The organism is Pseudarthrobacter sp. BIM B-2242 (assembly GCF_014764445.1).
Taxonomy (GTDB): Bacteria; Actinomycetota; Actinomycetes; order Actinomycetales; family Micrococcaceae; genus Arthrobacter; species Arthrobacter luteus_A.
This window is the reverse complement of the sequence record NZ_CP061721.1, coordinates 207,231-228,400: the sequence shown is the minus strand read 5'-3', so window position 1 is coordinate 228,400 and position 21,170 is coordinate 207,231. Positions and strand designations below refer to the sequence as shown.

20 protein-coding genes are annotated in these 21,170 nt (G+C 66.6%); 6 read left to right on the top strand and 14 right to left on the bottom strand.

Annotated features, from left to right (window positions below; genetic code table 11):
- Positions 1–2: 2 nt before the first annotated feature.
- From folP to IDT60_RS01045, 7 genes are all read right to left on the bottom strand, one after another.
- On the bottom strand, positions 3–923 hold the full coding sequence (gene folP, locus IDT60_RS01075; protein WP_191080558.1) for a dihydropteroate synthase: 921 nt from the start codon (positions 921–923) through the stop codon (positions 3–5).
- An 11-nt stretch (positions 924–934) separates the two neighbouring features.
- Positions 935–1,579 (bottom strand): GTP cyclohydrolase I FolE, encoded by a 645-nt coding sequence (gene folE, locus IDT60_RS01070; protein ID WP_164203082.1) that lies wholly within the window; start codon positions 1,577–1,579, stop codon positions 935–937.
- 10 nt (positions 1,580–1,589) lie between these two features.
- Positions 1,590–3,656, bottom strand: coding sequence for an ATP-dependent zinc metalloprotease FtsH (ftsH, locus tag IDT60_RS01065; RefSeq protein ID WP_191080557.1), 2,067 nt, complete (start codon positions 3,654–3,656; stop codon positions 1,590–1,592).
- 121 nt (positions 3,657–3,777) lie between these two features.
- Positions 3,778–4,749, bottom strand: coding sequence for a LacI family DNA-binding transcriptional regulator (locus tag IDT60_RS01060; protein WP_191080556.1), 972 nt, complete (start codon positions 4,747–4,749; stop codon positions 3,778–3,780).
- 93 nt (positions 4,750–4,842) lie between these two features.
- Positions 4,843–5,394 (bottom strand): hypoxanthine phosphoribosyltransferase, encoded by a 552-nt coding sequence (gene hpt / locus IDT60_RS01055; RefSeq protein WP_164203087.1) that lies wholly within the window; start codon positions 5,392–5,394, stop codon positions 4,843–4,845.
- A 30-nt stretch (positions 5,395–5,424) separates the two neighbouring features.
- A complete protein-coding gene (gene tilS / locus IDT60_RS01050; protein WP_191080555.1) occupies positions 5,425–6,495 on the bottom strand; it encodes a tRNA lysidine(34) synthetase TilS in 1,071 nt (356 codons plus the stop codon).
- Positions 6,496–6,597: 102 nt separating this feature from the next.
- The gene (locus tag IDT60_RS01045) at positions 6,598–7,731 is read right to left on the bottom strand and encodes a zinc-dependent metalloprotease (protein WP_164203091.1); all 1,134 of its coding nucleotides are present in this window, start codon (positions 7,729–7,731) and stop codon (positions 6,598–6,600) included.
- Between the two features lie 161 nt (positions 7,732–7,892).
- Here IDT60_RS01045 and IDT60_RS01040 point away from each other — a divergent pair, with 161 nt between their 5' ends.
- Positions 7,893–8,129, top strand: a complete 237-nt coding sequence (locus IDT60_RS01040) for a hypothetical protein (protein ID WP_191080554.1) — start codon at positions 7,893–7,895, stop codon at positions 8,127–8,129.
- Positions 8,130–8,193: 64 nt separating this feature from the next.
- Here the strand turns inward: IDT60_RS01040 and dacB are convergent, their stop codons facing one another.
- Positions 8,194–9,615 carry a D-alanyl-D-alanine carboxypeptidase/D-alanyl-D-alanine-endopeptidase gene (gene dacB, locus IDT60_RS01035; protein WP_223884012.1) on the bottom strand — a complete coding sequence of 474 codons (1,422 nt, stop codon included), beginning with the start codon at positions 9,613–9,615 and terminating at the stop codon, positions 8,194–8,196.
- Positions 9,616–9,909: 294 nt separating this feature from the next.
- On the opposite strand from dacB, the gene IDT60_RS01030 reads away from it, so the two are divergent.
- The 3 genes from IDT60_RS01030 (at position 9,910) to IDT60_RS01020 (ending at position 12,677) form a co-directional block, all read left to right on the top strand.
- Positions 9,910–10,398 carry an inorganic diphosphatase gene (locus tag IDT60_RS01030; RefSeq protein ID WP_024818962.1) on the top strand — a complete coding sequence of 163 codons (489 nt, stop codon included), beginning with the start codon at positions 9,910–9,912 and terminating at the stop codon, positions 10,396–10,398.
- 198 nt (positions 10,399–10,596) lie between these two features.
- Positions 10,597–11,925: a carboxylesterase family protein gene (locus IDT60_RS01025; protein ID WP_191080552.1), complete on the top strand. Its 1,329-nt coding sequence runs from the start codon at positions 10,597–10,599 to the stop codon at positions 11,923–11,925.
- Complete coding sequence (locus tag IDT60_RS01020; RefSeq protein WP_191080551.1) at positions 11,922–12,677, top strand: DUF429 domain-containing protein; 756 nt, start codon at positions 11,922–11,924, stop codon at positions 12,675–12,677. The genes IDT60_RS01025 and IDT60_RS01020 overlap by 4 nt, the downstream gene beginning before the upstream one ends.
- A gap of 15 nt (positions 12,678–12,692) precedes the next feature.
- Here the strand turns inward: IDT60_RS01020 and IDT60_RS01015 are convergent, their stop codons facing one another.
- On the bottom strand, positions 12,693–15,122 hold the full coding sequence (locus IDT60_RS01015; RefSeq protein WP_223884011.1) for a phosphoketolase: 2,430 nt from the start codon (positions 15,120–15,122) through the stop codon (positions 12,693–12,695).
- Positions 15,123–15,307: 185 nt separating this feature from the next.
- On the opposite strand from IDT60_RS01015, the gene IDT60_RS01010 reads away from it, so the two are divergent.
- Positions 15,308–15,907: a hypothetical protein gene (locus IDT60_RS01010; protein WP_191080549.1), complete on the top strand. Its 600-nt coding sequence runs from the start codon at positions 15,308–15,310 to the stop codon at positions 15,905–15,907.
- Positions 15,908–15,969: 62 nt separating this feature from the next.
- Here IDT60_RS01010 and IDT60_RS01005 read toward each other — a convergent pair whose 3' ends face one another.
- Together IDT60_RS01005 and serS are read right to left on the bottom strand one after the other, a co-directional pair.
- A complete protein-coding gene (locus IDT60_RS01005; RefSeq protein ID WP_191080548.1) occupies positions 15,970–16,827 on the bottom strand; it encodes an HAD family hydrolase in 858 nt (285 codons plus the stop codon).
- A 170-nt stretch (positions 16,828–16,997) separates the two neighbouring features.
- Entirely contained in the window at positions 16,998–18,278 is a 1,281-nt protein-coding gene (serS, locus tag IDT60_RS01000) for a serine--tRNA ligase (RefSeq protein ID WP_191080547.1), read from the bottom strand.
- Between the two features lie 89 nt (positions 18,279–18,367).
- On the opposite strand from serS, the gene IDT60_RS00995 reads away from it, so the two are divergent.
- Positions 18,368–19,426, top strand: coding sequence for a diacylglycerol kinase family protein (locus IDT60_RS00995; RefSeq protein ID WP_191080546.1), 1,059 nt, complete (start codon positions 18,368–18,370; stop codon positions 19,424–19,426).
- Positions 19,427–19,450: 24 nt separating this feature from the next.
- Here the strand turns inward: IDT60_RS00995 and IDT60_RS00990 are convergent, their stop codons facing one another.
- From IDT60_RS00990 to IDT60_RS00980, 3 genes are all read right to left on the bottom strand, one after another.
- Positions 19,451–19,657 (bottom strand): hypothetical protein, encoded by a 207-nt coding sequence (locus IDT60_RS00990; RefSeq protein ID WP_164203111.1) that lies wholly within the window; start codon positions 19,655–19,657, stop codon positions 19,451–19,453.
- Positions 19,658–19,741: 84 nt separating this feature from the next.
- A complete protein-coding gene (gene pheA / locus IDT60_RS00985; RefSeq protein ID WP_191080545.1) occupies positions 19,742–20,722 on the bottom strand; it encodes a prephenate dehydratase in 981 nt (326 codons plus the stop codon).
- Between the two features lie 42 nt (positions 20,723–20,764).
- A complete protein-coding gene (locus IDT60_RS00980) occupies positions 20,765–21,091 on the bottom strand; it encodes a rhodanese-like domain-containing protein (protein ID WP_191080544.1) in 327 nt (108 codons plus the stop codon).
- Between the last annotated feature and the right edge of the window lie 79 nt (positions 21,092–21,170).

Here is a 21,170-nt window from a genome sequence, read left to right as displayed (position 1 = left end):
CCCTAGTGTGTGGTGCGGGCAGCCGCCACGCGTGAAGCTACCTTAACAGCGTCAAGGCTTGGTCCGACGTCGTGCACGCGGACAGCCCAGGCACCGCGGAAGGCGCTGATGGCGGTAATGGCCGCGGTGGCGGCGTCACGTTCCTCCGGGGCGGCGGACTTGCCGGCCACGGTCAGCAGCGTACCCAGGAAGCGTTTGCGGGATGCAGCCACCAGAACCTTGTGCCCCAGGCTGTCCAGCTGGTCCAGGTGCTGCAGGAGCTCCCAGTTCTGGGCGTCGTTCTTGGCGAAGCCCAGCCCCGGGTCGACGATGATCTGCTCGGCGCTCACACCGGCGGCGTACAGCTTGTCCCGCACGCCGGCCAGCTCCGCCACCACTTCGCCTGCCACATCCTGGTACTCGGCCAGGGAATTCATGGTGCGGGCATCGCCACGGCGGTGCGTCAGAACATAGGGCACCTTGGACGAGGCCACCAGTTCCGCCATTTCGGGTTCCATGGTCAGCCCCGAAACGTCGTTGATGATGGCGGCGCCGGCCTTCAGTGCGGCCGCCGCTGTGGAGGTGTGCGTGGTGTCGATGGAAACCAGGGCGCCGGCCTTGACCAGGGCCTCGATAACGGGCACCACCCGGCGCTGTTCTTCCTCCGGGCTGACGTCCTCGGCGCCGGGGCGGGTGGATTCGCCGCCGACGTCAATGATGTCCGCCCCCGCGTAGAACATCCGCAGGCCGGCCGCGATGGCAGTGTCCGCCGTCGCGTGCTTGCCGCCGTCACTGAACGAGTCCGGGGTGACGTTCAGGATGCCCATGATCAGGGTGCGGTCAGTGGGCAGTTCTGCGAACGTCGCGGCCCGGCGCGGTTTGCGCAGGATGGGCAGCGGAGATGTTGCGGGCCCGGTTCCCGGGGCTGCAGCTAGTGAATCCATGGTCTGAGTAGTTACCTTCCGAGGATGAGGCTCATGGCTTCGGCGCGGGTGGCCGGGTCATGGAGCTGCCCGCGTACCGCGCTGGTGACGGTCTTCGCTCCGGGCTTGCGGACACCGCGCATGGACATGCACATGTGTTCGCATTCGATCACAACAATCGCGCCACGCGGCTTGAGGTGGCTGACCATTGCTTCAACGATCTGGGTGGTGAGGCGCTCCTGGACCTGCGGGCGCCGGGCGTAGATGTCCACGAGCCGTGCCAGCTTGCTGAGGCCGGTCACTTTGCCGTCGTGCGAGGGGATGTAGCCCACGTGGGCCACCCCGTGGAACGGCACCAGGTGGTGCTCGCACGTGGAGTAGAACGGGATGTCCTTCACCAGGACCAGTTCTTCGTGGTCCAGGTCAAAGGTGGTGGACAGGACGTCGGCGGGGTCGTGGTGCAGCCCGGCGAAGACCTCGGCATAGGCCTTGGCCACGCGCTTGGGGGTGTCCTGGAGCCCGCCGCGGTCCGGGTCCTCACCAATCGCCAGCAGGATTTCACGGACGGCGGCTTCGATCCGAGGCCGGTCCACTTTCTCGTGCTTTTTGTGGTGGGATCCGTCCTCCGCCGGATGTCCGGCGGAGGCATGAGTGTCGTCGTCGTCGAAGTGGTTCACAGAAGAAAGCTTAGCCGCGCAGGGCGTCTGGCCCCGAGTCGGGGATGCCGCCCTGGAACGGAGCATCCTCCGGCACACCCTGCGGGTGCGGGGGCTGGGCGTCGAGCGGCTCGTCCAGGCGGGCCTGCTTGGCTTCCTCCTGGGCTTCGCGCTCTGCCTTTTCCTGGCGGGATTCCACGGGGCCTGCCTGCTGCACCGGGCGGGTCTCCTTGGACAGCCACACTTCGCGGAAATCGCGCTTGCGGATGTCGCGGAAGATATCGGCGATCTCGGCCTGGTTGAGGGTTTCCCGTTCCAGGAGTTCCAGTGCCAGGAAGTCCAGGACATCGCGGTTGTCGGTAAGGATGGCGTAGGCCTCGTCATGTGCCTGATCGATCAGGCGGCGGACTTCCTCATCGACCACGTACGCGATCTGGTCCGAGTAGTTGCGCTCGTGCCCTGCGTCGCGTCCCAGGAAGGGCTCGCCGCCGCCCTGGCCGAGGCGCACAGCGCCCACGCGCTCACTCATGCCGTACTCGGTGACCATCTTGCGGGCCGTGGCCGTGGCTTTCTCGATGTCGTTGGAAGCGCCGGTGGAGGGATCGTGGAAGACGATTTCCTCCGCCACGCGGCCGCCCATGGCGTAGGCCATCTGGTCCAGCAGTTCGTTGCGGGTGACGGAGTACTTGTCGTTGTCCGGCACCACCATGGTGTAACCCAGTGCACGTCCGCGGGGAAGGATGGTGATCTTGGTGACCGGGGCCGAGTTCCGCAGGGCCGCCGCCACCAGGGCGTGGCCGCCTTCGTGGTACGCGGTGATCTTGCGCTCGTGTTCCTTCATAACGCGGCTGCGCTTCTGCGGGCCGGCCATCACGCGGTCAATCGCCTCGTCGAGGGCGCGGTCGTCAATAAGGTTGGCGTTGGAGCGGGCCGTCAGCAGTGCCGCTTCGTTGAGGACGTTGGCGAGGTCGGCGCCCGTGTAGCCGGGGGTCTTCTTGGCCACGCTCTTGAGGTCGACGCCGGGAGCCATCGGCTTGCCCTTGGCGTGGACCTGCAGGATCTGGTCTCGGCCGATCAGGTCCGGCGCCTCGACCGTGATCTGGCGGTCAAAGCGGCCCGGGCGGAGCAGCGCCGGATCCAGGACGTCGGGGCGGTTGGTTGCAGCGATCAGGATGACGTTGGTCTTGACGTCGAAGCCGTCCATTTCAACCAGCAGCTGGTTGAGGGTCTGTTCACGTTCGTCGTTGCCGCCACCGATGCCGGCGCCGCGGTGGCGGCCTACGGCGTCAATCTCATCAACAAAGATGATGGCGGGCGAGTTGGCTTTGGCCTGCTCGAAGAGGTCGCGGACACGGGACGCGCCAACACCGACGAACATTTCGACGAAGTCGGAGCCGGAGATGGAGAAGAACGGCACGCCGGCCTCGCCGGCGACGGCGCGGGCGAGGAGGGTTTTACCGGTTCCGGGAGGGCCGTACAGCAGCACACCCTTGGGGATCTTGGCACCCACGGCCTGGAATTTCGCCGGCTCCTGCAGGAACTCCTTGATCTCCTGGAGTTCCTCAACGGCCTCATCGGCACCCGCAACGTCAACGAAAGTGACCTGGGGCATGTCCTTGTTGACCATCTTGGCCTTGGACTTGCCGAACTGCATGATCTTGGAGCCGCCGCCCTGCATCCGGGTCATCAGGAACCAGAACAGCGCACCGAGCAGGATCACGGGAATCAGCAGCGAGAGCAGGCCGGAGAACCAGTTGCTTTCGATCGGCTGATCCGTATAGCCGTTGGCCGGCCTGGAGTCCGTGACTGCCTTGACGACATCTGCGGCGCGGGCATCAACGAAGAAGAACTGGACGCTCTTGCCCTTGTCCTGCCCGTCGAGATTCAGGCTGTCCTTCAGGACCAGGTCAACCCGGTTCTCGCCGTCGAAGATCTTTGCCTGCTCAACCTGGCCGTTCTCGGCGAGGAGCTCAAGGCCCTTGTCGGTGTCGATCCGTGCCGCACCGCCGGGAGCCAGTGTTGCAAAGGCCACAAGCAGCATGGCGATCACAACAACGATCCAGATGCCCGGGCCCTTGAAGAAACTCTTAGCTTTCATCTGATCGGGGGCTGGCCCCGTCCCTCCTGGTAGTGCTGCACGGCGAGTGGTCTTCGCACGTGTGGGTGCTGCATCAGCTACTAGCTATACACCGTTCCGAGTAAATCACGCACGGTGCCGCTCAAAAGTTCCCTCTGGGCGTAGCGGACAGGCCCGGCGGGGCCACCGATCCGCGGGCCGTCAGCGTCCAGGCGAAGACAGCGGAATGCTGCTTAAATACGGCGGGGTCGGTCTTTTCCTCGATGGCGTCAATCAGGATATCCGTGGCCCGGACAGCCATCTCATAACGGGACACTGTCACCGTGGTGAGCGCCGGGTGCAGGTTTTCGGCAAGGACGTCGTGGTCGGAGAGGGCAATGACGGACAGGTCTGCCGGGATGGCGAGCCCCAGTTCGGCGGCGGCACAGTAAACCCGCATGGCCATCGCCGCGTCCGTGCAGACAAGTCCGGTTGGCCGGTCCTCACCGGCCAGGATCCGGGCGGCTGCAGCATGGCCGCCCTGCTCCAGCTCACTGGTGTTGCCGATGAACCCTATCCGCGTGTGGCCGGCTGCGGCGAGACAGTCGGCGGCGGAACGGACGCCGTCGTCGTCATTCGCGATGACCGCAGCGATGCTGCCGCCGCTGCGGGCGGTGCCCAGCAGCACCGCGGGAACGCTGGTGAGGTTGGCGGGCGGCTGGAGCTGGCGGTGGCGCCCGGGGGCGTAAAGGATGCCGTCCACGCGGCGCGCAAGGAGGGACCCGACGTCGGACTCCCGGGATTCGGGGCCCGCCGCTCCGGAGGTGTTGAGGATCAGGAGGTTGTAGCCGCGGGCCCGTGCGGCGTCGTCGGCACCCAGGATGATTTGCCCGGCGTGGGGACTGGTCCCGACGTCCTCGACCACCAGCCCAAGCAATGTTGTCCGGTTGGTACGCAGGGCCCGGGCCACGCTGTCGGGCCCATAGCCGAGCTGTCCAGCCGCCGACCTGACCCGCTCCCGGGTTTCGGGGCTGATCCGGGCGGAGGCTACATCATTCAGGACATGCGAAACGGTGGTCGCCGAGACGCCGGCAGCGGCCGCTACATCCCTGATGCCGATGCTTTTGCCGCTCATCCGTCCCCGGTCCGCTTAAATGCCGCAGGATGGCACTTCACGGGATGCCCGGTCCCGGGACGGCCGTGAGATGCCATCCCGGCGGGAGGAAGGTTACTCGTAGACGTGCGGGGCGAGGGTGCCCACGAAGTCCAGGTTGCGGTACTTCTCGGCATAGTCCAGGCCGTAGCCCACCACGAACTCGTTGGGGATGTCGTAGCCGACGTACTTGACGTCGATCTCCACCTTGGCGGCCGTGGGCTTGCGGAACGCAGTGCAGATCTCCACGGACGCGGTGCCGCGGGATTCCAGGTTGGTCTTGAGCCAGGACAGGGTCAGGCCGGAGTCAATGATGTCCTCGACAATCAGGACGTCCTTGCCCATCAGGTCCGTGTCGAGGTCCTTGAGGATGCGGACCACCCCGGAAGACTGCGTGCCGGAGCCGTAGGAGGACACTGCCATCCAGTCCATCGAGACGTGGCTGTGGAGCGCACGGGCGAGGTCGGCCATGACCATCACGGCACCCTTGAGGACGCCGACGAGCAGGATTTCACGGCCTTCGTAGTCCTTGTCGATCTGGGCAGCGAGCTCGGTGATCCGCTGCTCGATCTGTTCCTTGGTGTAGAGAACGTGCTTGAGGTCTGCCTGGACGTCGTTTGAATCCACCAATGGCTCCTGTGTAGATGCGGGGTGCGACTATTCTTGGGGCGGCTTTTGAGGCCGGAATACTAGCTTCCCACAGCGGGCCGCTTCGCGGGGAACGGGAATGCCTTGCTCCTGCGCCCCTGCAGCCTTGCGCCCGGCCTTGCGCCCCTGTCCGGCGCCCAGCTGTGCCAGCGACAGCCGGTACACGCTCACTCCGCCCGGGAGCTCCACGGGACCGGCGGAACCCTGCCGCCGCAGCAGCGCTTCCGCCGCCAAAAGGCGCTGGTAGCTGGGTTGTTGACCCCCGACGTCGGCCGCTGCCTTGGCGATGACACGGAACCTGATGGCCGGGGAGAGTTCGCCGAGGGCATCCTCGGGAAGGCTGATTTCCGGGCCGGACCGCTGCGCCAAACCGGCGTATGTGCGTTCTGCCACGTCCTCCAGGTAGTCGGCATCCAGCTGCAGGATCGACGCCGTCCGGGCGAGGGATTCAGCCACGCCCGGTCCAAGTTTTTCCTCCAGGAGCGGGAGCACTTCCACCCGGGTCCGCGACCGGGCAAAAGCCGGATCTGCATTGCTGGGATCGTGCCAGGGCTCCAGCTCCTCGACGTGGCAGATCTCCAGGGTGTCCTCGCGGCGCAGCCCCAGGAAAGGCCGCATAAGCAGGCCGCGGGAGGGCCGCATGCCGGCCAGCGAGCGTGTCCCGGAGCCGCGGGCCAGGCCGAGGAGGACCTGTTCTGCCTGGTCGTCCAGCGTGTGGCCCAGCAGGATGGCGGCGGCGCCCTGTTCGCGTGCGGCTGTTTCCAGTGCTGCGTGGCGGGCATCCCGGGCGGCGGCTTCAGGACCCATGCCCGTGCCGGCGACGTCCACGGTCCGGACCTCCACCAGGGTGAGCCCCAGCTCCTTCAAGGCCTGGGCGGCGGCGGCGGCTACCTTGGCGGACCCCTCCTGCAGCTGGTGGTCCACTACCACGGCGCCTACCGTCAGCGGGTGTCCGTCAACGTGGCCGCGGCGGGCGAAATAGGCTGCCACGGCCGCAAGTGCCAGTGAATCCGGGCCGCCGCTGCAGGCCACCAGGACGTGCGCCGGATAGCCGGCCTCCGCCAGGGCGTTCTGGAGCATTTTTCGCGCTTTGCCAACGACCGGCGCCAGCCTGCCGGGCCGCCGTCGGCCGCTCGCGTGCGGCGCCTGCGACACGTCGTTCAGGCGGGGGGAATCCGGCACCTACAAACCCATCCGGTCAACCCAGAGTTTGGGCTCGTGGATCTCGGGCTCGGTGGGGAGGTTGTCAGCGGATTCCCAGACCCTGTTGAACCCGTCCATCCCGGCGACGTCAACCACTGCGCGGACAAACTTGGCGCCGTCGGAGTACTGGCGCATCTTCGCATCGAGGCCGAGCAGGCTGCGGATGAATTTCTCGATGACGCCGCGGTCCTTGCCGCGGTCGGTGAAGCGCTGCCGGATGGTTTTGACTGAGGGGACAATGCTGGCGTCGACGGCGTCCATCACCACGTTCGCGTGGCCCTCCAGCAGGCTCATCACGGCCGTCAGGTGCGAGAGGGACTCCTTCTCCTCGGGATTCTGCAGCAGGTCGAGGATGGCGCCGCGGCCGGGGGTATTGCCCGTGGCCGAGCGGTCCTTGAGGGAGCGGGCGGCTGCGGAGGCGCGCTCCATCAGGGAATCGACGTTTCCGAGCAGGTGAACGCTGAGGTTGTCGATTTCGGAAAGCATGTGGTGGCGGAGCCAGGGTGCGGCGGCAAACTGGACGCGGTGTGTCTGCTCGTGCAGGCAGACCCAGAGCCGGAAATCCTCGGGCGTGACATTCAGTTCCCGCTCCACCGACACAATGTTGGGGGCCACCAGAAGCAGCCTGCCACCGGCCGGGGCTGTGGAGCCTTCGGCCAGGGCGGCGAAGGGATCGTACTGGCCAAGGACCTTGCTGGACAGGAAGGCCAGGACTGCGCCCAGCTGGCTGCCGGTGATGGCGCCGCTGACGCTGGCCGCTGCCGGGCTGACCGTGCCGCGGCGGCTTTCCAGCATTTTCTCCATGGCGGGCCTGAGCATTACCGCAAAGCTCTGCGTGTTGGCCTTGGCCCAGTTTGCCCGGTCCACCACCAGGACGGACGAGTCCCGGAGATCCCTGGCGGCTTCCAGGCCGGTGATCTCGTGGACATGCGGGACAGAGGCATCAGCCAGGCGGCGAAGGCTGTCCACTGCCTCGCCGATTTCAGCCGAACCAAGCGTTGGCCCCGCGGAGGCCAGCCGGGCCGCGGTGGATGCGGCCAGGTCCCAGTTGATGAGGGCCTGGGCCGGGCTGGATGACGCCGGTGCGGACGAATCACGTGCAGTGGACTCCATAGCCCCATCACATCACAGCCCGCGGCGGATGGTCCTTAAGTTCGCTGACCGGCGAACGCCGGCAAGCCCGCTGCAGTTCCGCAGGCGGGTCCACAGGGTGCGCACAGGATGCCGAAAGCGGAGTGCTAAGCGGCGCTTGCACACTCATTGGAACAGGAAGCGTGACCACCGCTCTGTCGCCTACCGAGGAGAACACCATGATTCCATACCGTCCCATCGCTCCGCTGACCCTCGGACCCGGCAGGGACTGGAAGTCGGTGGTGGCCGCCGTCGTGATGGCCGCATTGCTGGGAACCAGCGGCACACCTGCCGTGGCCGCCGGGCGTGCCGAAACATCAGTGTCGGCCCCTGCGCCCGATTCCGGCGAGCGGGCCGACGTGCGGCAGCAGATGTCCTGACGCAGTTATCGCGCGGCGGCGGCCTAGCAGCGGCCGGGTAACTGCGGCCGCCTCAGCTGCCGCCTTACCGGCAGCCGCAGGCAGCGAGCGCCGCAGCGGCACGGTCCACAGCCTCGCGGTTCCCGGCGGCACCTGGCTTCAGGCCGTTCCCAATGAACGAGAACACCAGAAGGCGGCCGTCCGCGTCCACCACGTAGCCGCTCAATGCGGTCACCGTGTTCAGGGTGCCGGTCTTGGCCCGGACCAGACCGGCGCCGCGTGCCGTGGCGGCATCTTCGTAACGGGAGTCCAGGGTCCCGGTCAGCCCTGCCACCGGGAAGCCGTCCAGAGCTGTTCGCAGTCGCGGATCGGTCCCTGCAGTGATGGCCCGCACCACCTCGGCGAGCTGGCCGGCGGTGACCTGGTTCCCGATTGCCAGCCCGGACACGTCCGCGAACCGCATGGATCCGGTGGGAATGCCGAGCTCCCCGACCTGTGCGCGAACGGCGGCGGTGGCACCGTCGTTGCTGGCCGGCTCCCCCGATGCCGCAGCGGCCATCCGTCCCAGGACCTCGGCCAGGTAGTTGTCAGAGGACTCCAGCATCAGGCCCACCTGGTCCCTAACCGTGGCGGACTTCACCTCGGCAAGCACTGCGCCCGGGCCGGGGGACGCGGTTTCGGGTGCACTGGCGACAGCGCCGGGGGGTTGGGAACCAGGAGAACGCCCGACGCCGGCCGCTACCGTGAGTCCCACTGCGGCGCCTGCCGCCTTGAGCTGCGTGGCGAACGCCTCCGCGGCGGTGGCGGCCGAGTCCTGCGGGCGCGGACCCGTGGTGACGGCCGGGTTGTAGCGCGCCGAGTTCAGGGCGAGCGGAGACAACGGAGCAACTTCGCCGGCCGCAACATCACCGTCGGCCCAGGCCGGGTTGAGGGCCGGCCCGCTGAACAGGGAATCGTCCACCAGGACCGTGAGCTCGCCCGTTGTTCCGCGGGCCTGGACTGCCGCCACGGTGGCGGCGGCCAGCGTGGCGAGTCCGGCGTGGCCCATAACCTGGCCAGGGGCGGATTCGCCGGCACCGAGAAGGACATCGCCGCCGCCGGTGAGCACCACCTGGTTGGCGGTAGCCCCGGCCACGGCCTTGGTGCTGAAGCGGTGGTCGGGGCCGAGCGCCCGCAGGGCGGCCGCTGCAGTGAAAAGTTTCATGTTGGAAGCAGGAACGCGGTTCTCCGACCCGCCCCGGTCAAATAGGACATCGCCGGTGAGCGCATCCTGGACCAGCCCTGTGAAGCTGCCCTCGCCGTCGGGCGTTAACACTGAGTCCAGCTGCGCCGTGACTGCGGAGGGCAGCGGCACCGGAGCGTTCACCGAAACCGGAGCCAGGCCCTGCCGCGCGGACAGTGTGGCCGGCGGCAGCTGCCAGGCTGGATTTACGGGCGCGGCGGGCGGCTCAGGGTTGATGAATCCCGGGGCAACCACCAGCGCTGCAGGGAAGGCGAGCGCAAGCATCAGGGCAATAAGGAAAGCCTGAGGCAACAACTTCCGCGCCCTGCCGCCGGCGCGCGTTACCACCGGGGCGCGCCTTATGACAGAGAGAAATGCGTCCTTGAACCCCGCTTTGGAACCGCCGGGGCGCGATGTTTCCTTCATGCTGCTGCTGGTCCTCAAGTCCTGAAATTTCCCCGCAAGTTCCTGAAACCTGGGCCTCTCGCTATATCCTCAATAGTAGTCGGCGGCACCGACACTCCTTTTGTGGTTCGTCTCCTGTGCCGCGAACCCCCTGCAATTGCCGAGGAGCATTCCATGAAGCATGACGTGACCATCGAGATCCCCAAGGGATCACGCGTCAAGTACGAAGTTGACCACGAGACCGGCCGCGTCCGCCTGGACCGCGTCCTCTTCACCTCCATGCAGTACCCCACGCACTACGGATTCTTCGAGAACACGCTGGGCGAAGACGGCGACCCGCTGGACGCACTGGTGCTCCTGCAGGACTTCGATCTGCACCCGGGCGTCATCGTTGAGTCCCGCCCCATCGGCGTTTTCAACATGACCGACGACGGCGGCGGCGACGCCAAGGTCCTGTGCGTCCCTGTTGACGCCCGTTTTGACCACATCCAGGAAGTCAGCGACGTCAGCGAATTCCTGATCAAGGAAATCGAGCACTTCTTCACCCGTTACAAGGACCTGGAGCCGGGCAAGTGGGTCAAGGCCGAGGGCTGGGGCGACCGCGCCGCCGCCGAGGCCGAGCTGGAAGCCTCCATCAAGCGCTACGTTCCGGCAGCGCACTAGTCCCCACCGCGCTTCGCCCGGTCAGGGAAATCCTGGCCGTGTGGGCGCACATTAACTACGACGGCGGGTGCCGGCTTGCGAGAGCCGGCACCCGCCGTCGTTGGTTCCCGCGTTTTTGTCCGGATAACGTCGCTTAGGCGGCGGCAGAGCCGCAGTAAGTGGACAAAAACTCTCAGCAATCTGTGGAATCGTTGGGCTGTGAGTTCTGAGCCTTCGTTTAATCCTCCGTGCGGGCCTGTCACCGGTTGGCGGGATGGTGGGGTGCTGCGCGCCACCGGCATTCCCTACGCCACCGCGGGCCGGTTCCAACCTCCTGTAGCTGCGCCTGGCTGGACCGCACCCTTCGCTGCGACCAGCCTCGCGCCCGCCTGCCCCCAGGGACCCGTCCCCTTCCTCGACGACGTCCTGGGCACCCGCTACGGCGAACTTCCCGGCAGTGAAGACTGCCAGCGCCTGTCCATCACCATCCCGTCCGGGCTTGCCGACGACGAGCGGGTCCCTGTCATGGTGTGGCTGCACGGCGGTTCCTACACCTCCGGTTCCGGGGACCTGGCGATCTTCGATGCCTCCGCGTTGGTCCGCGAAAACCGGGTCATCGTGGTCTCCGTGACTTATCGGCTCGGTCTGTTCGGCTACCTGGCCACCGGGACCGGCCGGCCGGCGAACCTCGGCCTGCTGGACCAGCTGGAAGCCTTCCGCTGGGTGAAGCGCAACATCGCAGCCTTCGGCGGCGACCCGGGACGTGTCACCGCGTTCGGCCAGTCGGCAGGCGGCGATTCCGTGGCCCACCTCATGGCGACACCCGAAGCGCCGTCCCTGTTCCAGCGGGCCATCATCCAGAGCGCTCCCCTTGGCATTACGCGCGGCCGGCACAAGATGAGCCGCGCCATGGGCATTGCCGCGGAAGCGGTCACCGAGGACACCCCTGCCATGGACGTTGTGGCTGTTGAAAACCACGTCTCGCAGGTAGCCCGGAAGTACGGGCTGATTGCGGCCATGCCGTTCGGCACCCAATACGGACATGCCCCGCTGCCCCCGGAAGCCGCAATCGAGGACGCCTGGAACGCGACGGCACCGGACATCGAGGTCCTGATCGGGCACACGTCCGACGAAGCCCGGCTGTTTATGCCTCGAAATGGCGTCCTCAGCCGGCTGGGCAGGGTTCCGTTGGCAGGCCCCGCCGCGGTCAGGGCCATCAACTGGGCCGTGACGAACGCGGTGTATGGGAGGGCTGCGCGGAAGTTTGCCCGCCGCCACGCCCGGGCCGGAGGCAGAGCCCACAGCTATGTGCTGTCCTGGGGTGCGCCCGGGAACTTCTACCGTGCCGCCCATACGGTCGACCTCCCGCTGCTGTTCGGCAACCGGCAAACCTGGGCTGGTGCAGGGCTCCTGGCAGGCGCATCCTGGGAAGAGATCGACGCCGTTGGCCGGGAAGTGCGCAGGCTGTGGGCTTCCTTCGCCCGTGGCGAGAGCCTCGGCGGGACGGGCGGCATCCCGGGGGCACTCCAGTACCGCGCGGCTGCATGAGGACCCTGGGCGTCGATCTTGCGGCGGCGACCAAAAAGACGGCCGCCGCTGTCCTGGCCTGGGACGCCGGCACCGCACGCCTCGAGCACCTCGCCCTGGATGTGCATGACCGGGAAATCGTAGAGCTCTTCGGCAGCAGTTCGATGACGGGAATCGACTGCCCGGTCGGCTGGCCGGACGCGTTCCTGCCGTTCCTCGCCGGGCACCTGAACCTTGATGCTGGTCCGGTCCTGGACCACGACGGGATCGAGGGACGCCGCCTGCTGGCTTACCGGGACACGGACCGCTTCGTCACGGGGCACACCGGGCTGATTCCCCTCAGCGTCTCCGCCGACCGGCTCGCCCACCCGGCCATGAGGTGTGCCGTGATCCAGGCCAGGATCGCGGCAGAGTACGGGCCGCAGGCAAGGGACGGGTCCGGCCGTCTGGCGGAGGTCTATCCTGCCGCGTCCCTCAAACTTTGGGGCATCCTGGCCCGCGGCTATAAGGGCCGGGGCGCCCCCGAGGCGGAGCGGCTTGGCGTGATCCTGGAGCACCTGAAAGCGGCGGCACCTTGGCTGGACCTTGCCGGCCATGAGGACCGGCTGGCCGCATCCGACGACCTCTTTGACGCGGTGATTGCGTCGTTGACCGCCCGGGCTGCCGCGATCGGCCAGACCCTGCGCGCCCCGGAGACTCATGCCGCCGCAGCTCTGACCGAAGGATGGATTCACGTGCCATCCGGCGGGCTCGCCAGCCTTGGCGGTTCCTAGGGATTCACCTCCGGCTCAGGCTTTTAGCGTCCAGTTGCGGATGTCCTCCGGGTCCTCGCCTTCGGTGCGTGTGTGTTCGCGGGCCTGCATCCGCCGGTCCTGGAGGTTCTGGCGCAGCAGCGAGTGCTTCTCTGAGAGTCCGGGCACGCGGTCGATCGCGTCGATGGCCAGCTGGAACCGGTCGATGCCGTTGAGCATGGCCATATCGAACGGTGTGGTGGTGGTTCCCTCTTCCTTGTAGCCGCGGACGTGCAGGCCTTCCTGGTTGGTGCGCCGGTACGCCAGGCGGTGGATCAGCGCCGGATAGCCGTGATAGGCGAAAATGATGGGTTTGTCCGGAGTAAAGATGCCGTCGAAGTCCCGCGACGTCAGGCCGTGCGGGTGTTCACTCGCGTCCTGGAGCCTCATCAGGTCCACCACATTAACAACCCGGACCTTCAGGCCGGGCGCCCCGTCCTTGAGGAGCCCGGCGGCGGCAACGGTCTCCACCGTGGGCACATCCCCTGCACATGCGAGCACCACGTCAGGCTCCTCGCCCGGCACTTCGGAACCCGCGAACTCCCAGATTCCCAGCCCCCGCCGGCAGTGGTTCGCGGCGTCGGCCGGCCCCAGCCATGTGGGTGACGGCTGCTTGCCGCTGACCACGATGTTGACGTAGTCCGTTGATGCCAGGCAGTGCTCCATGACCGAGAGGAGCGTGTTCACGTCCGGCGGCAGGTACACCCGGATGACCTCGGCCTTTTTATTCACCGCATGGTCGATAAAGCCCGGGTCCTGGTGTGAGAACCCGTTGTGGTCCTGCTGCCAGACGTGCGAGGACAACAGGTAGTTCAACGATGCCACCGGCTGCCGCCACGGCAGTTTCCGGTGGACCTTGAGCCATTTGGCGTGCTGGTTGAACATCGAATCCACAATGTGGATGAAGGCCTCGTAGCAGCTGAACACCCCGTGCCGGCCGGTCAGCAGGTAGCCCTCCAGCCAGCCCTGGCACAGGTGCTCGCTCAGCACCTCCAGCACCCTGCCGGACCGCGCGAGGTGCTCGTCGACGTCGTCAATCCGGTACTGCCACACCTTGTCCGTGACCTCGTAAACATCCTGCAGCCGGTTGGACGCGGTTTCGTCCGGCCCAAAGAGGCGGAAGGTCTCCATGTTCAGCGAGATGACATCACGCATCCACGAACCGAGCGTGATCATGGGGCTGATGCGTTCAGTTCCCGGCTGATGAACCTCGACGGCGTGGGCTGAGTAAGCGGGCAGCTTCAGCGGTGTGCGCAGCAGTCCGCCGTTGGCGTGCGGGGTGGCGCTCATCCGGAGGTTCCCGGCAGGCGCGTTGAGGGCGACGTCGGCCCTGAGCCGGCCGTCGGCGCCGAACAGTTCGTCCGGGCGGTACGAGGCCAGCCACTCCGCCAGCTGCCTCAGGTGCCTCTCGTTGGTGCGGACCTCTGAGAGCGGGACCTGGTGGCTGCGCCAGGTGCCCTCCACCTGCTTCCCGTCCACCGTCCGCGGCCCGGTCCAGCCCTTCGGCGAGCGCAGCACGATCATCGGCCACCGCGCAGCGGTAACGCTGCCCGGTGTGCCCGCGTCAGCACCGCCGTCGTTCGTCCCATCCGGCCGGGAGCCGGCGCGGCGGGACTCCTGGATGGCGCGGATCCCGGCCACGCACTCGTCGAGTGCTGCGGCGAAGTCGCGGTGCGCCTGCGCTGTGTCGTCGGGATCTTTGACCGTGACGAAGTAAGGCTCATGGCCGTAGCCGCGCAGCAGCTGCTCCAGCTGTTCCTGGGGCATTCGCGCCAGGATGGTGGGGTTGGCGATCTTGTAGCCGTTCAGGTGCAGGATGGGGAGCACGGCACCGTCGTGTACAGGGTCCAGGAAGTTGTGCGAGTGCCAACTTGCCGCCAGCGGCCCGGTTTCCGCTTCGCCGTCGCCAATCACGACGGCGGTGATCAGCCCGGGATTGTCGAACACCGACCCGTAGGCGTGCGCCAGCGCGTACCCCAGTTCGCCGCCTTCGCTGATGGACCCGGGCGTCTCCGGCGCGGCGTGGCTGGGAATGCCGCCGGGGTAGGAGAACTGGCGGAACAGCTCTGCTATCCCTTCTTCATCGGGCCCCACCTGGCCATAAATCTCCGAGTAGGTCCCCTCAAGCCAGGCGTTGGCCACCACAGCGGGCCCGCCATGCCCGGGCCCGGCCACGAACAGCATGTCCTGGGAGTCGCGGCGGATTACCCGGTTCAGGTGGGCGTACACAAAGTTCAAACCCGGGGTGGTCCCCCAATGCCCCAGGAGCCGGGACTTGGTGTGGTCTGCGGCAAGGGGGTCGCGCAGCAGCGGGTTGGCCCGAAGATAGATCTGCCCCACGGAGAGATAGTTCGCGGCCCGCCACCAGCGGTCCACCAGCTCGAGGTCTTCCTGCGTCATTCTGGCCTGGAACAATTCGTCCTGCATCAATTCGTCCTCCGGGTTCGCCACCATAACCGTCCTCACGTTGCTGCGCGCCGCCCGCAGGAAGCCGTTCCCCCATCGCAACACCTTCGGCGCGACGGCACAACCCGGACGCGCCGTTGAACTGCTGTAGGACCCCTTACTTGGCTTGCCCGGAGCGTGCTACTAGCGGGTAGTCTGTTTTTCACATGTTCACGTTGACCATCAACCAGACCGACAGCCGGCGCGACGGCGACCGCGTCCCTCAACTGTTGAAGGACCTGCGGCACATTCCGGCGCGCCTTGATTTCGACCGCTCGGTTGAGGACGAAGTCCAGGGAATTGTGGACTGCCCGCATCAGGCCGTGGAGGCGGCGCTCATCGCCCTCCGCTGCGGCTCCTGGTACGTGGGCGTTGGGGTGGGGCCGGTGAACGAGCCGCTGCCCAACCAGATCAAGGACGCTTCCGGGCACGGCCTGATCTATGCCCGGCGAGCCGTTGACCGGCTCCGGAACAGCAAGGAGCGCATCCCGGTTGCGGTGGAGGGGCCCCTTACGGACCTCGCACACGAGGCGGAAGCCGTCCTCCGGCTCCTGGGCCACCTTGTCCGGGGCAGGTCCGGTGCCGAGTGGCGCGTCCTTGACCTGATGACGCCCGGTGTCCGCGGACAACAGAAGGCTGTGGCCCAGGAACTGGGGATCACCACGCAGGCCGTCAGCAAGGCCGTGGCCCGCGCGCAGTGGACCGAGGAGCATGCGGCCCGTCCGGCCGCCGCCCGGCTGCTCTCGCTCATCCTCGAGGTGCGCTGAGCTGGTTTTACTGTTACTGGGGTGCGGGTGTGCTGCGTGGGCCGCTGCAGCCGGAAGCAGCCCTACGACAGGAGGCTGCGCAGCACGTGCGCAGCGCCGTCGTCGAACACTGACGCGGTGACCTCGTTCGCGGCGGCGATGACTTCCTCCGGGGCCTGCCCCATGGCGACGCCCCTTCCGGCCCAGCCCAGCATTTCGATGTCGTTCCGGCCGTCCCCGATGGCCACGGTCTGGTGGGATTCGATGCCCAGCGTGCCGCGAAGCCGCTCCAGCGCACTGGCTTTGGTGACGCCTGCAGCGGCGATATCCAGCCACGCGGTCCAGCCGACGGAGTAGGTCACGCCGGCCAGGCCGATCTGCTGGATGGTTTCGGAGAACTCCTCGGGCGTGTTCTCGGTGCTGAACACCACCAGGCGGACGGCGGTGGCTTCCAGCAGCGTGTGGAAGTCCACGGGGATGGATTCGACGCCGAAGCTGGCGTCCTGGAACCGCTCGGTGGCAAGGAAGTTTCCGTCCTCGTCCTCCAGCGCGTACTTGGCGGTGGGAAGGCGTTCGCTGAGGGCACGGAGGGCCGGGGCGGGATCAAACGTGGACTTGTGGATGATCTCGTAGCCGTCGGCCAGCTCCGGATCCAGCCGGAGGGTGACGCCGCCGTTGCAGCAGACGGCATAGCCTGTGTCCATGCCGATCTGCTCGATGATGGGCAGCGTGGCGTTCAGGGAGCGGCCGGTGGCGATCAGGACGTCGTGTCCTGCGGCCACCACGGCCTGCGCTGCGTCACGGACCGGGGCAGACATGTGGCCGTCGTGGTCCACCAGCGTGCCATCCACGTCCAGGGCCACCATGAATTTAGTGATGTTTTCGGTTGCGATCCGCTGGTCATCGGTGCCAGCGACTGTGGTTTCAGTCAATGTAGTCATACACCAAGTAGACCAGAGCCCCCTGATACCGGCTAGGACGCACGCCACAGCACTCCGTGAACAGGTGGTTAATACCCACAGGTTATCCCCGCTGTGAGTGTTAACGTTCGGCGCACGGGCCCGCCACTCCAACTACGACGGAGTGGCGGACGCCCGTGTGTCAATGGGACCTAGAGGACCGGGAGGACTTCCAGTCCGCCGAGGTACGGCTGCAGAGCGGCCGGGACGTTGACCGAGCCGTCGGGGTTCTGGTGGTGCTCCAGGATGGCCACGATCCAGCGGGTTGTGGCCAGCGTGCCGTTCAGGGTGGCCACGGCGCGGGTTCCCTTGGCTACGCCTTCGTCGTTGATGACGCGCTCACGGATGTTCAGGCGGCGGGCCTGGAACGTGGTGCAGTTCGAGGTGGACGTGAGTTCGCGGTAGGCGCCCTGGGTGGGGACCCACGCTTCGCAGTCGAACTTGCGGGCGGCGGACATGCCGAGGTCACCGGCAGCGGTATCGATGACCCGGTAGGGCAGCTCGCACTTGGCCAGCATTTCCTCTTCCCAGGCCAGGAGCCGCTCGTGTTCGGCGGCGGCCTCTTCAACGGTGGTGTAGATGAACATCTCCACCTTGTTGAACTGGTGGACGCGGATGATGCCGCGGGTGTCCTTGCCGTGGGAGCCGGCTTCACGGCGGTAGCACGAGCTCTGGCCGGCGAACCGGATGGGGCCGGCGGACAGGTCGAGGATCTCGTCCGCGTGGTACCCGGCCAGGGGCACCTCGGAGGTTCCCACGAGGTAGAGGTCGTCTTCGGCGAGACGGTAAATCTCGGCGTCGTGCTTGACATCAAAACCGGTGCCCTGCATGGTCTCCGGGCGCACCAGGGTAGGCGTGATCATGGGCACGAAGCCGGCCTCGATGGCCTGGTCCATGGCCATCCGCAGCAGCGCCATCTCGAGGCGCGCACCCACACCGCGCAGGAAGTAGAAGCGGGCGCCGGATACCTTGGCGCCGCGCTCCATGTCGATCGCGCCGATCAGTTCGCCAATCTCCAGGTGGTCCTTGGGCTTGAAATCGGGGAACTCGCGGGGCGTGCCGACGGTCTTGACCACAACGTAGTCGTCCTCACCGCCCGCCGGGACGCCGTCCTCAATGAGATTGGGGATGCTGCGCAGCAGTTCGTCCTGCTTTGCCTGCACAGCGTCGGCCTCAGCGGAGGCGGCCTTGACCGTATTGGCCAGTTCCTTCACTTCGGCCAGGAGCGCCTTCTTCTCGTCACCCTGGGCCTGCGCCACCTTCTTGCCGAAAACGTTCTGCTCGGCGCGGAGGTTTTCAAAGCGGATCAGGGCGGCCCTCCGGGCGGAGTCTGCGGCGATGATCGCGTCCACCACGGATTCATCGGCGCCGCGGGCGCGCTGGCTGGCACGGAACTTGTCCGGGTTTTCGCTGAGGTCTTTTACGTCGATCACCAGACAAGAGTATCGAATCCCGGGCGGGCAGGACCGCCGCGCGGACGCGGGAAGGGGCGGCGGCGCGGCCGGGATACTGTTGAGGCACCATGAACGACTGGCTTCTTTACCTCCTGAGTGCGGCAGCGCTGGCTTTCGCCGTCTCCAGCTGGTGGGGCGTGCGGAAGCTCAAAGCACTGCACATTCGCAGCGCCGTCCATGAAGACGCGCACGAAGCCGACCTCGGCAACCAGCGCGTGGCCGTCATCCTCAACCCCGTCAAGGCGCGTGCCGCCGAAGCGAAAGCAGCTATCCAGCGCGCGTGCCTCGCAGCAGGCTGGGACGATCCCCTCATTTTGGAAACGACGGCGGAGGATCCGGGGTACTCGCAGGCCAAAGCGGCGCTGGACTACAACGCCGACGTCGTCCTGGTGGGCGGCGGAGACGGCACCGTGCGTGTCGTGGCGGAGTCCCTCGCGCATACGGATGTGGCCATGGGACTTATCCCGCTGGGAACCGGGAACCTGCTGGCGCGCAACGTTGACATTGACGTCTATGATCTCCACGCCAGTATCCAGACGGCGTTGTTCGGCCAGCAGCGCTACATAGACACCGCACGGATGGGCATCGAGAATTCCCGCACCGGCCACTCCGCCGAACACTTGTTCCTGGTAATCGCCGGGATCGGCATGGACGCTGAGATCCTGGCGGACACCAACGATGGCCTCAAAAAAGCGGTGGGATGGCTGGCCTACACCGAGGCCGGCATGCGGCACCTGCCCGGGCGGCGGAGGAAAGTGTCCGTGGCCCTGGATGACAGTCCCGAGCAGGTCCGGAACATCCGCAGCGTGCTTTTCGCCAACTGCGGGCTGGTGCCCGGCGGCATCGACTTCATACCGGAAGCCATGATCGACGACGGCATGCTCGACGTGGTGGTCATGAGCCCGCGGAGCGCCATCGGCTGGCTGGCCATGTATGCCAAAATCCTCTTCAAGCACAAAGGCAACCTGCCCATCATGACGATGTACCGGGCAGGGACGATAGTCATCAAATGCCCTGAGCCAATGCCGACACAAATCGACGGCGATACGGCCGGCCTGGCCACGAAGCTCACCGTCCGGGTGGCGCCGCGGTCCCTCCTGATCAGGGTCAAGGGGCAGGCAGCCTGAACCGGGCCTGCCCCCGCGTTCGCCTTAAGCAGTGGCTTTCTTGGCTGCTTCCTCCGCGGCGGCCTTAGCGGCACGTGCTTCCGACTGCTCGCGGATCATGGCCTGCTCTTCTTCAAAGCGGAGGCGGTCGGCCCGGTCAGCCTCGTCGCCGTCCCAGTCCTGGTTGTCAGCGGTCGGTTTGGGGTTAACGATCATGCCCTGGCCGTCATCGTCTGTGCTGCTGGTGTTCATGACATGCTCCCTTCGTTAGGGGCCGTCCCCCAAGTGGATCAAGCAAGCATACGCACAGTACCAATCGCGCGGAAGTACCCCGGCCTACGCTGTGGGCGAAGCTTCGGAAGCCGTTTCGGACGCAGTGTATGCCCCGCCCAGTATTCCGCCCACCCATTGATGCGCTGCACGGAATGCCTCGTCAGAGGTGTGCGGGGCCACGTGAACGGTCTGCGCGTCCGCCCGCCCGTAAGAGCCCAGGAACCGGGTAGCCGGGCTGATGCGGTGCAGTCCGGCCAGCGCATCAGCCACCCGGGCGTCCTGCACATGTCCATCGGCGTCGATGCTGAAAAAGTAGTGGCCCAGATACTGGCCGGTGGGCCGGGATTCGATCCGGCTGAGGTTGACCCCGCGGGTGGCGAACTGGTCCAGGATTTCCATCAGGGCCCCGGGCCGGTCCTCGGGCAACGGGACCACCACGGAGGTCTTATCCGCGCCGGTCCGTGCGGGCAGGGCTCCGGGCCGGCTGACAAGAATGAAGCGCGTCACGGCTCCCGGGTTGTCACCGATATTTTCCGCCAGGACGTCCAGGCCCGGCTGTTTTCGGGCGACGATGGGTGCGCAGATAGCGGCGTCGTAGTGGGTGTCCTCTTCCAGCAGCCCCATGGCTGCTGCGGCTGTCGAGGACCCGGGGACGTATTCTGCACCCGGAATATTCGCGTCGACCCACAGCCGGCATTGCGCCCAGGCGTGGCCGTGGGTGGAGATGCGCCGTACCGCGGCGGCCGGCGTGCCCGGACGGGCCACCAGCACAAAGCTGATAGGGACAAGGACCTCGCGAATAATCCGGAGTTCCTGCCCGCTGGCAATGGCGTCCAGCGTGGCCGTGACTCCGCCTTCAACCGAGTTCTCAATGGGGACCATGGCCGCGTCCGCACTACCGTCGCGGACCAGGTCCAGTGCCGCGTTCACGTTGGAGGCCGGGATACGGTGAGCCGCCGCCGCGCCCGGCACCTGCATCAGCGCCGCTTCGGTAAAGGTTCCCTCGGGACCGAGGAACGTGTAAGTAGCGGGTGACGCCGGCATGGAATATTCCTCAATGGGGATGGACGGGAGCGGGGCCTGCCGCTAGAGAATGAGCGGCTTCAGCCCGTTGTCAGACACCAGAGGCTTCCCCGACTCAAGCCACTGGTCCATCCCGCCGGCAACGTTGATGGCCGCATAGCCCTGGCCGGTAAGCCACTGGGCGGCGCGGAAGGACCGTCCGCCAGTGCGGCAAATGACGTAGAGGTCCTGGTCCGGGTCGAGTTCGTCCAGGCGTGCGGGCAACTGGTCAAGCGGAATGTGAAGGGCACCCTCTGCGTGTCCCGCTACCCACTCGTAGTCTTCGCGGACGTCCAGGATGGCGGCGTCGGCCGGAACGTCGCCCACTGGCACGGATTCGAAATCGCTCACGGGAGTCCTCTTTCGGATGGTGTTGGTCTTCTTCCAGCCTAGCGCCAGCGGCAGCCATGACTGCCGAAACCCGGGCAGG

What these genes read in the sequence shown, in the direction of transcription:
- folP (WP_191080558.1), bottom strand. Translation starts at nt 923, where the DNA reads ATGGATTCACTAGCTGCAGCCCCGGGAACCGGGCCCGCAACATCTCCG.
- ftsH (WP_191080557.1), bottom strand. Translation starts at nt 3,656, where the DNA reads ATGAAAGCTAAGAGTTTCTTCAAGGGCCCGGGCATCTGGATCGTTGTT.
- IDT60_RS01060 (WP_191080556.1), bottom strand. Translation starts at nt 4,749, where the DNA reads ATGAGCGGCAAAAGCATCGGCATCAGGGATGTAGCGGCCGCTGCCGGC.
- tilS (WP_191080555.1), bottom strand. Translation starts at nt 6,495, where the DNA reads ATGCTCCAGAACGCCCTGGCGGAGGCCGGCTATCCGGCGCACGTCCTG.
- IDT60_RS01045 (WP_164203091.1), bottom strand. Translation starts at nt 7,731, where the DNA reads ATGGAGTCCACTGCACGTGATTCGTCCGCACCGGCGTCATCCAGCCCG.
- dacB (WP_223884012.1), bottom strand. Translation starts at nt 9,615, where the DNA reads ATGCTTGCGCTCGCCTTCCCTGCAGCGCTGGTGGTTGCCCCGGGATTC.
- IDT60_RS01030 (WP_024818962.1), top strand. Translation starts at nt 9,910, where the DNA reads ATGAAGCATGACGTGACCATCGAGATCCCCAAGGGATCACGCGTCAAG.
- IDT60_RS01020 (WP_191080551.1), top strand. Translation starts at nt 11,922, where the DNA reads ATGAGGACCCTGGGCGTCGATCTTGCGGCGGCGACCAAAAAGACGGCC.
- IDT60_RS01015 (WP_223884011.1), bottom strand. Translation starts at nt 15,122, where the DNA reads ATGCAGGACGAATTGTTCCAGGCCAGAATGACGCAGGAAGACCTCGAG.
- IDT60_RS01010 (WP_191080549.1), top strand. Translation starts at nt 15,308, where the DNA reads ATGTTCACGTTGACCATCAACCAGACCGACAGCCGGCGCGACGGCGAC.
- IDT60_RS01005 (WP_191080548.1), bottom strand. Translation starts at nt 16,827, where the DNA reads ATGACTACATTGACTGAAACCACAGTCGCTGGCACCGATGACCAGCGG.
- IDT60_RS00995 (WP_191080546.1), top strand. Translation starts at nt 18,368, where the DNA reads ATGAACGACTGGCTTCTTTACCTCCTGAGTGCGGCAGCGCTGGCTTTC.
- IDT60_RS00990 (WP_164203111.1), bottom strand. Translation starts at nt 19,657, where the DNA reads ATGAACACCAGCAGCACAGACGATGACGGCCAGGGCATGATCGTTAAC.
- pheA (WP_191080545.1), bottom strand. Translation starts at nt 20,722, where the DNA reads ATGCCGGCGTCACCCGCTACTTACACGTTCCTCGGTCCCGAGGGAACC.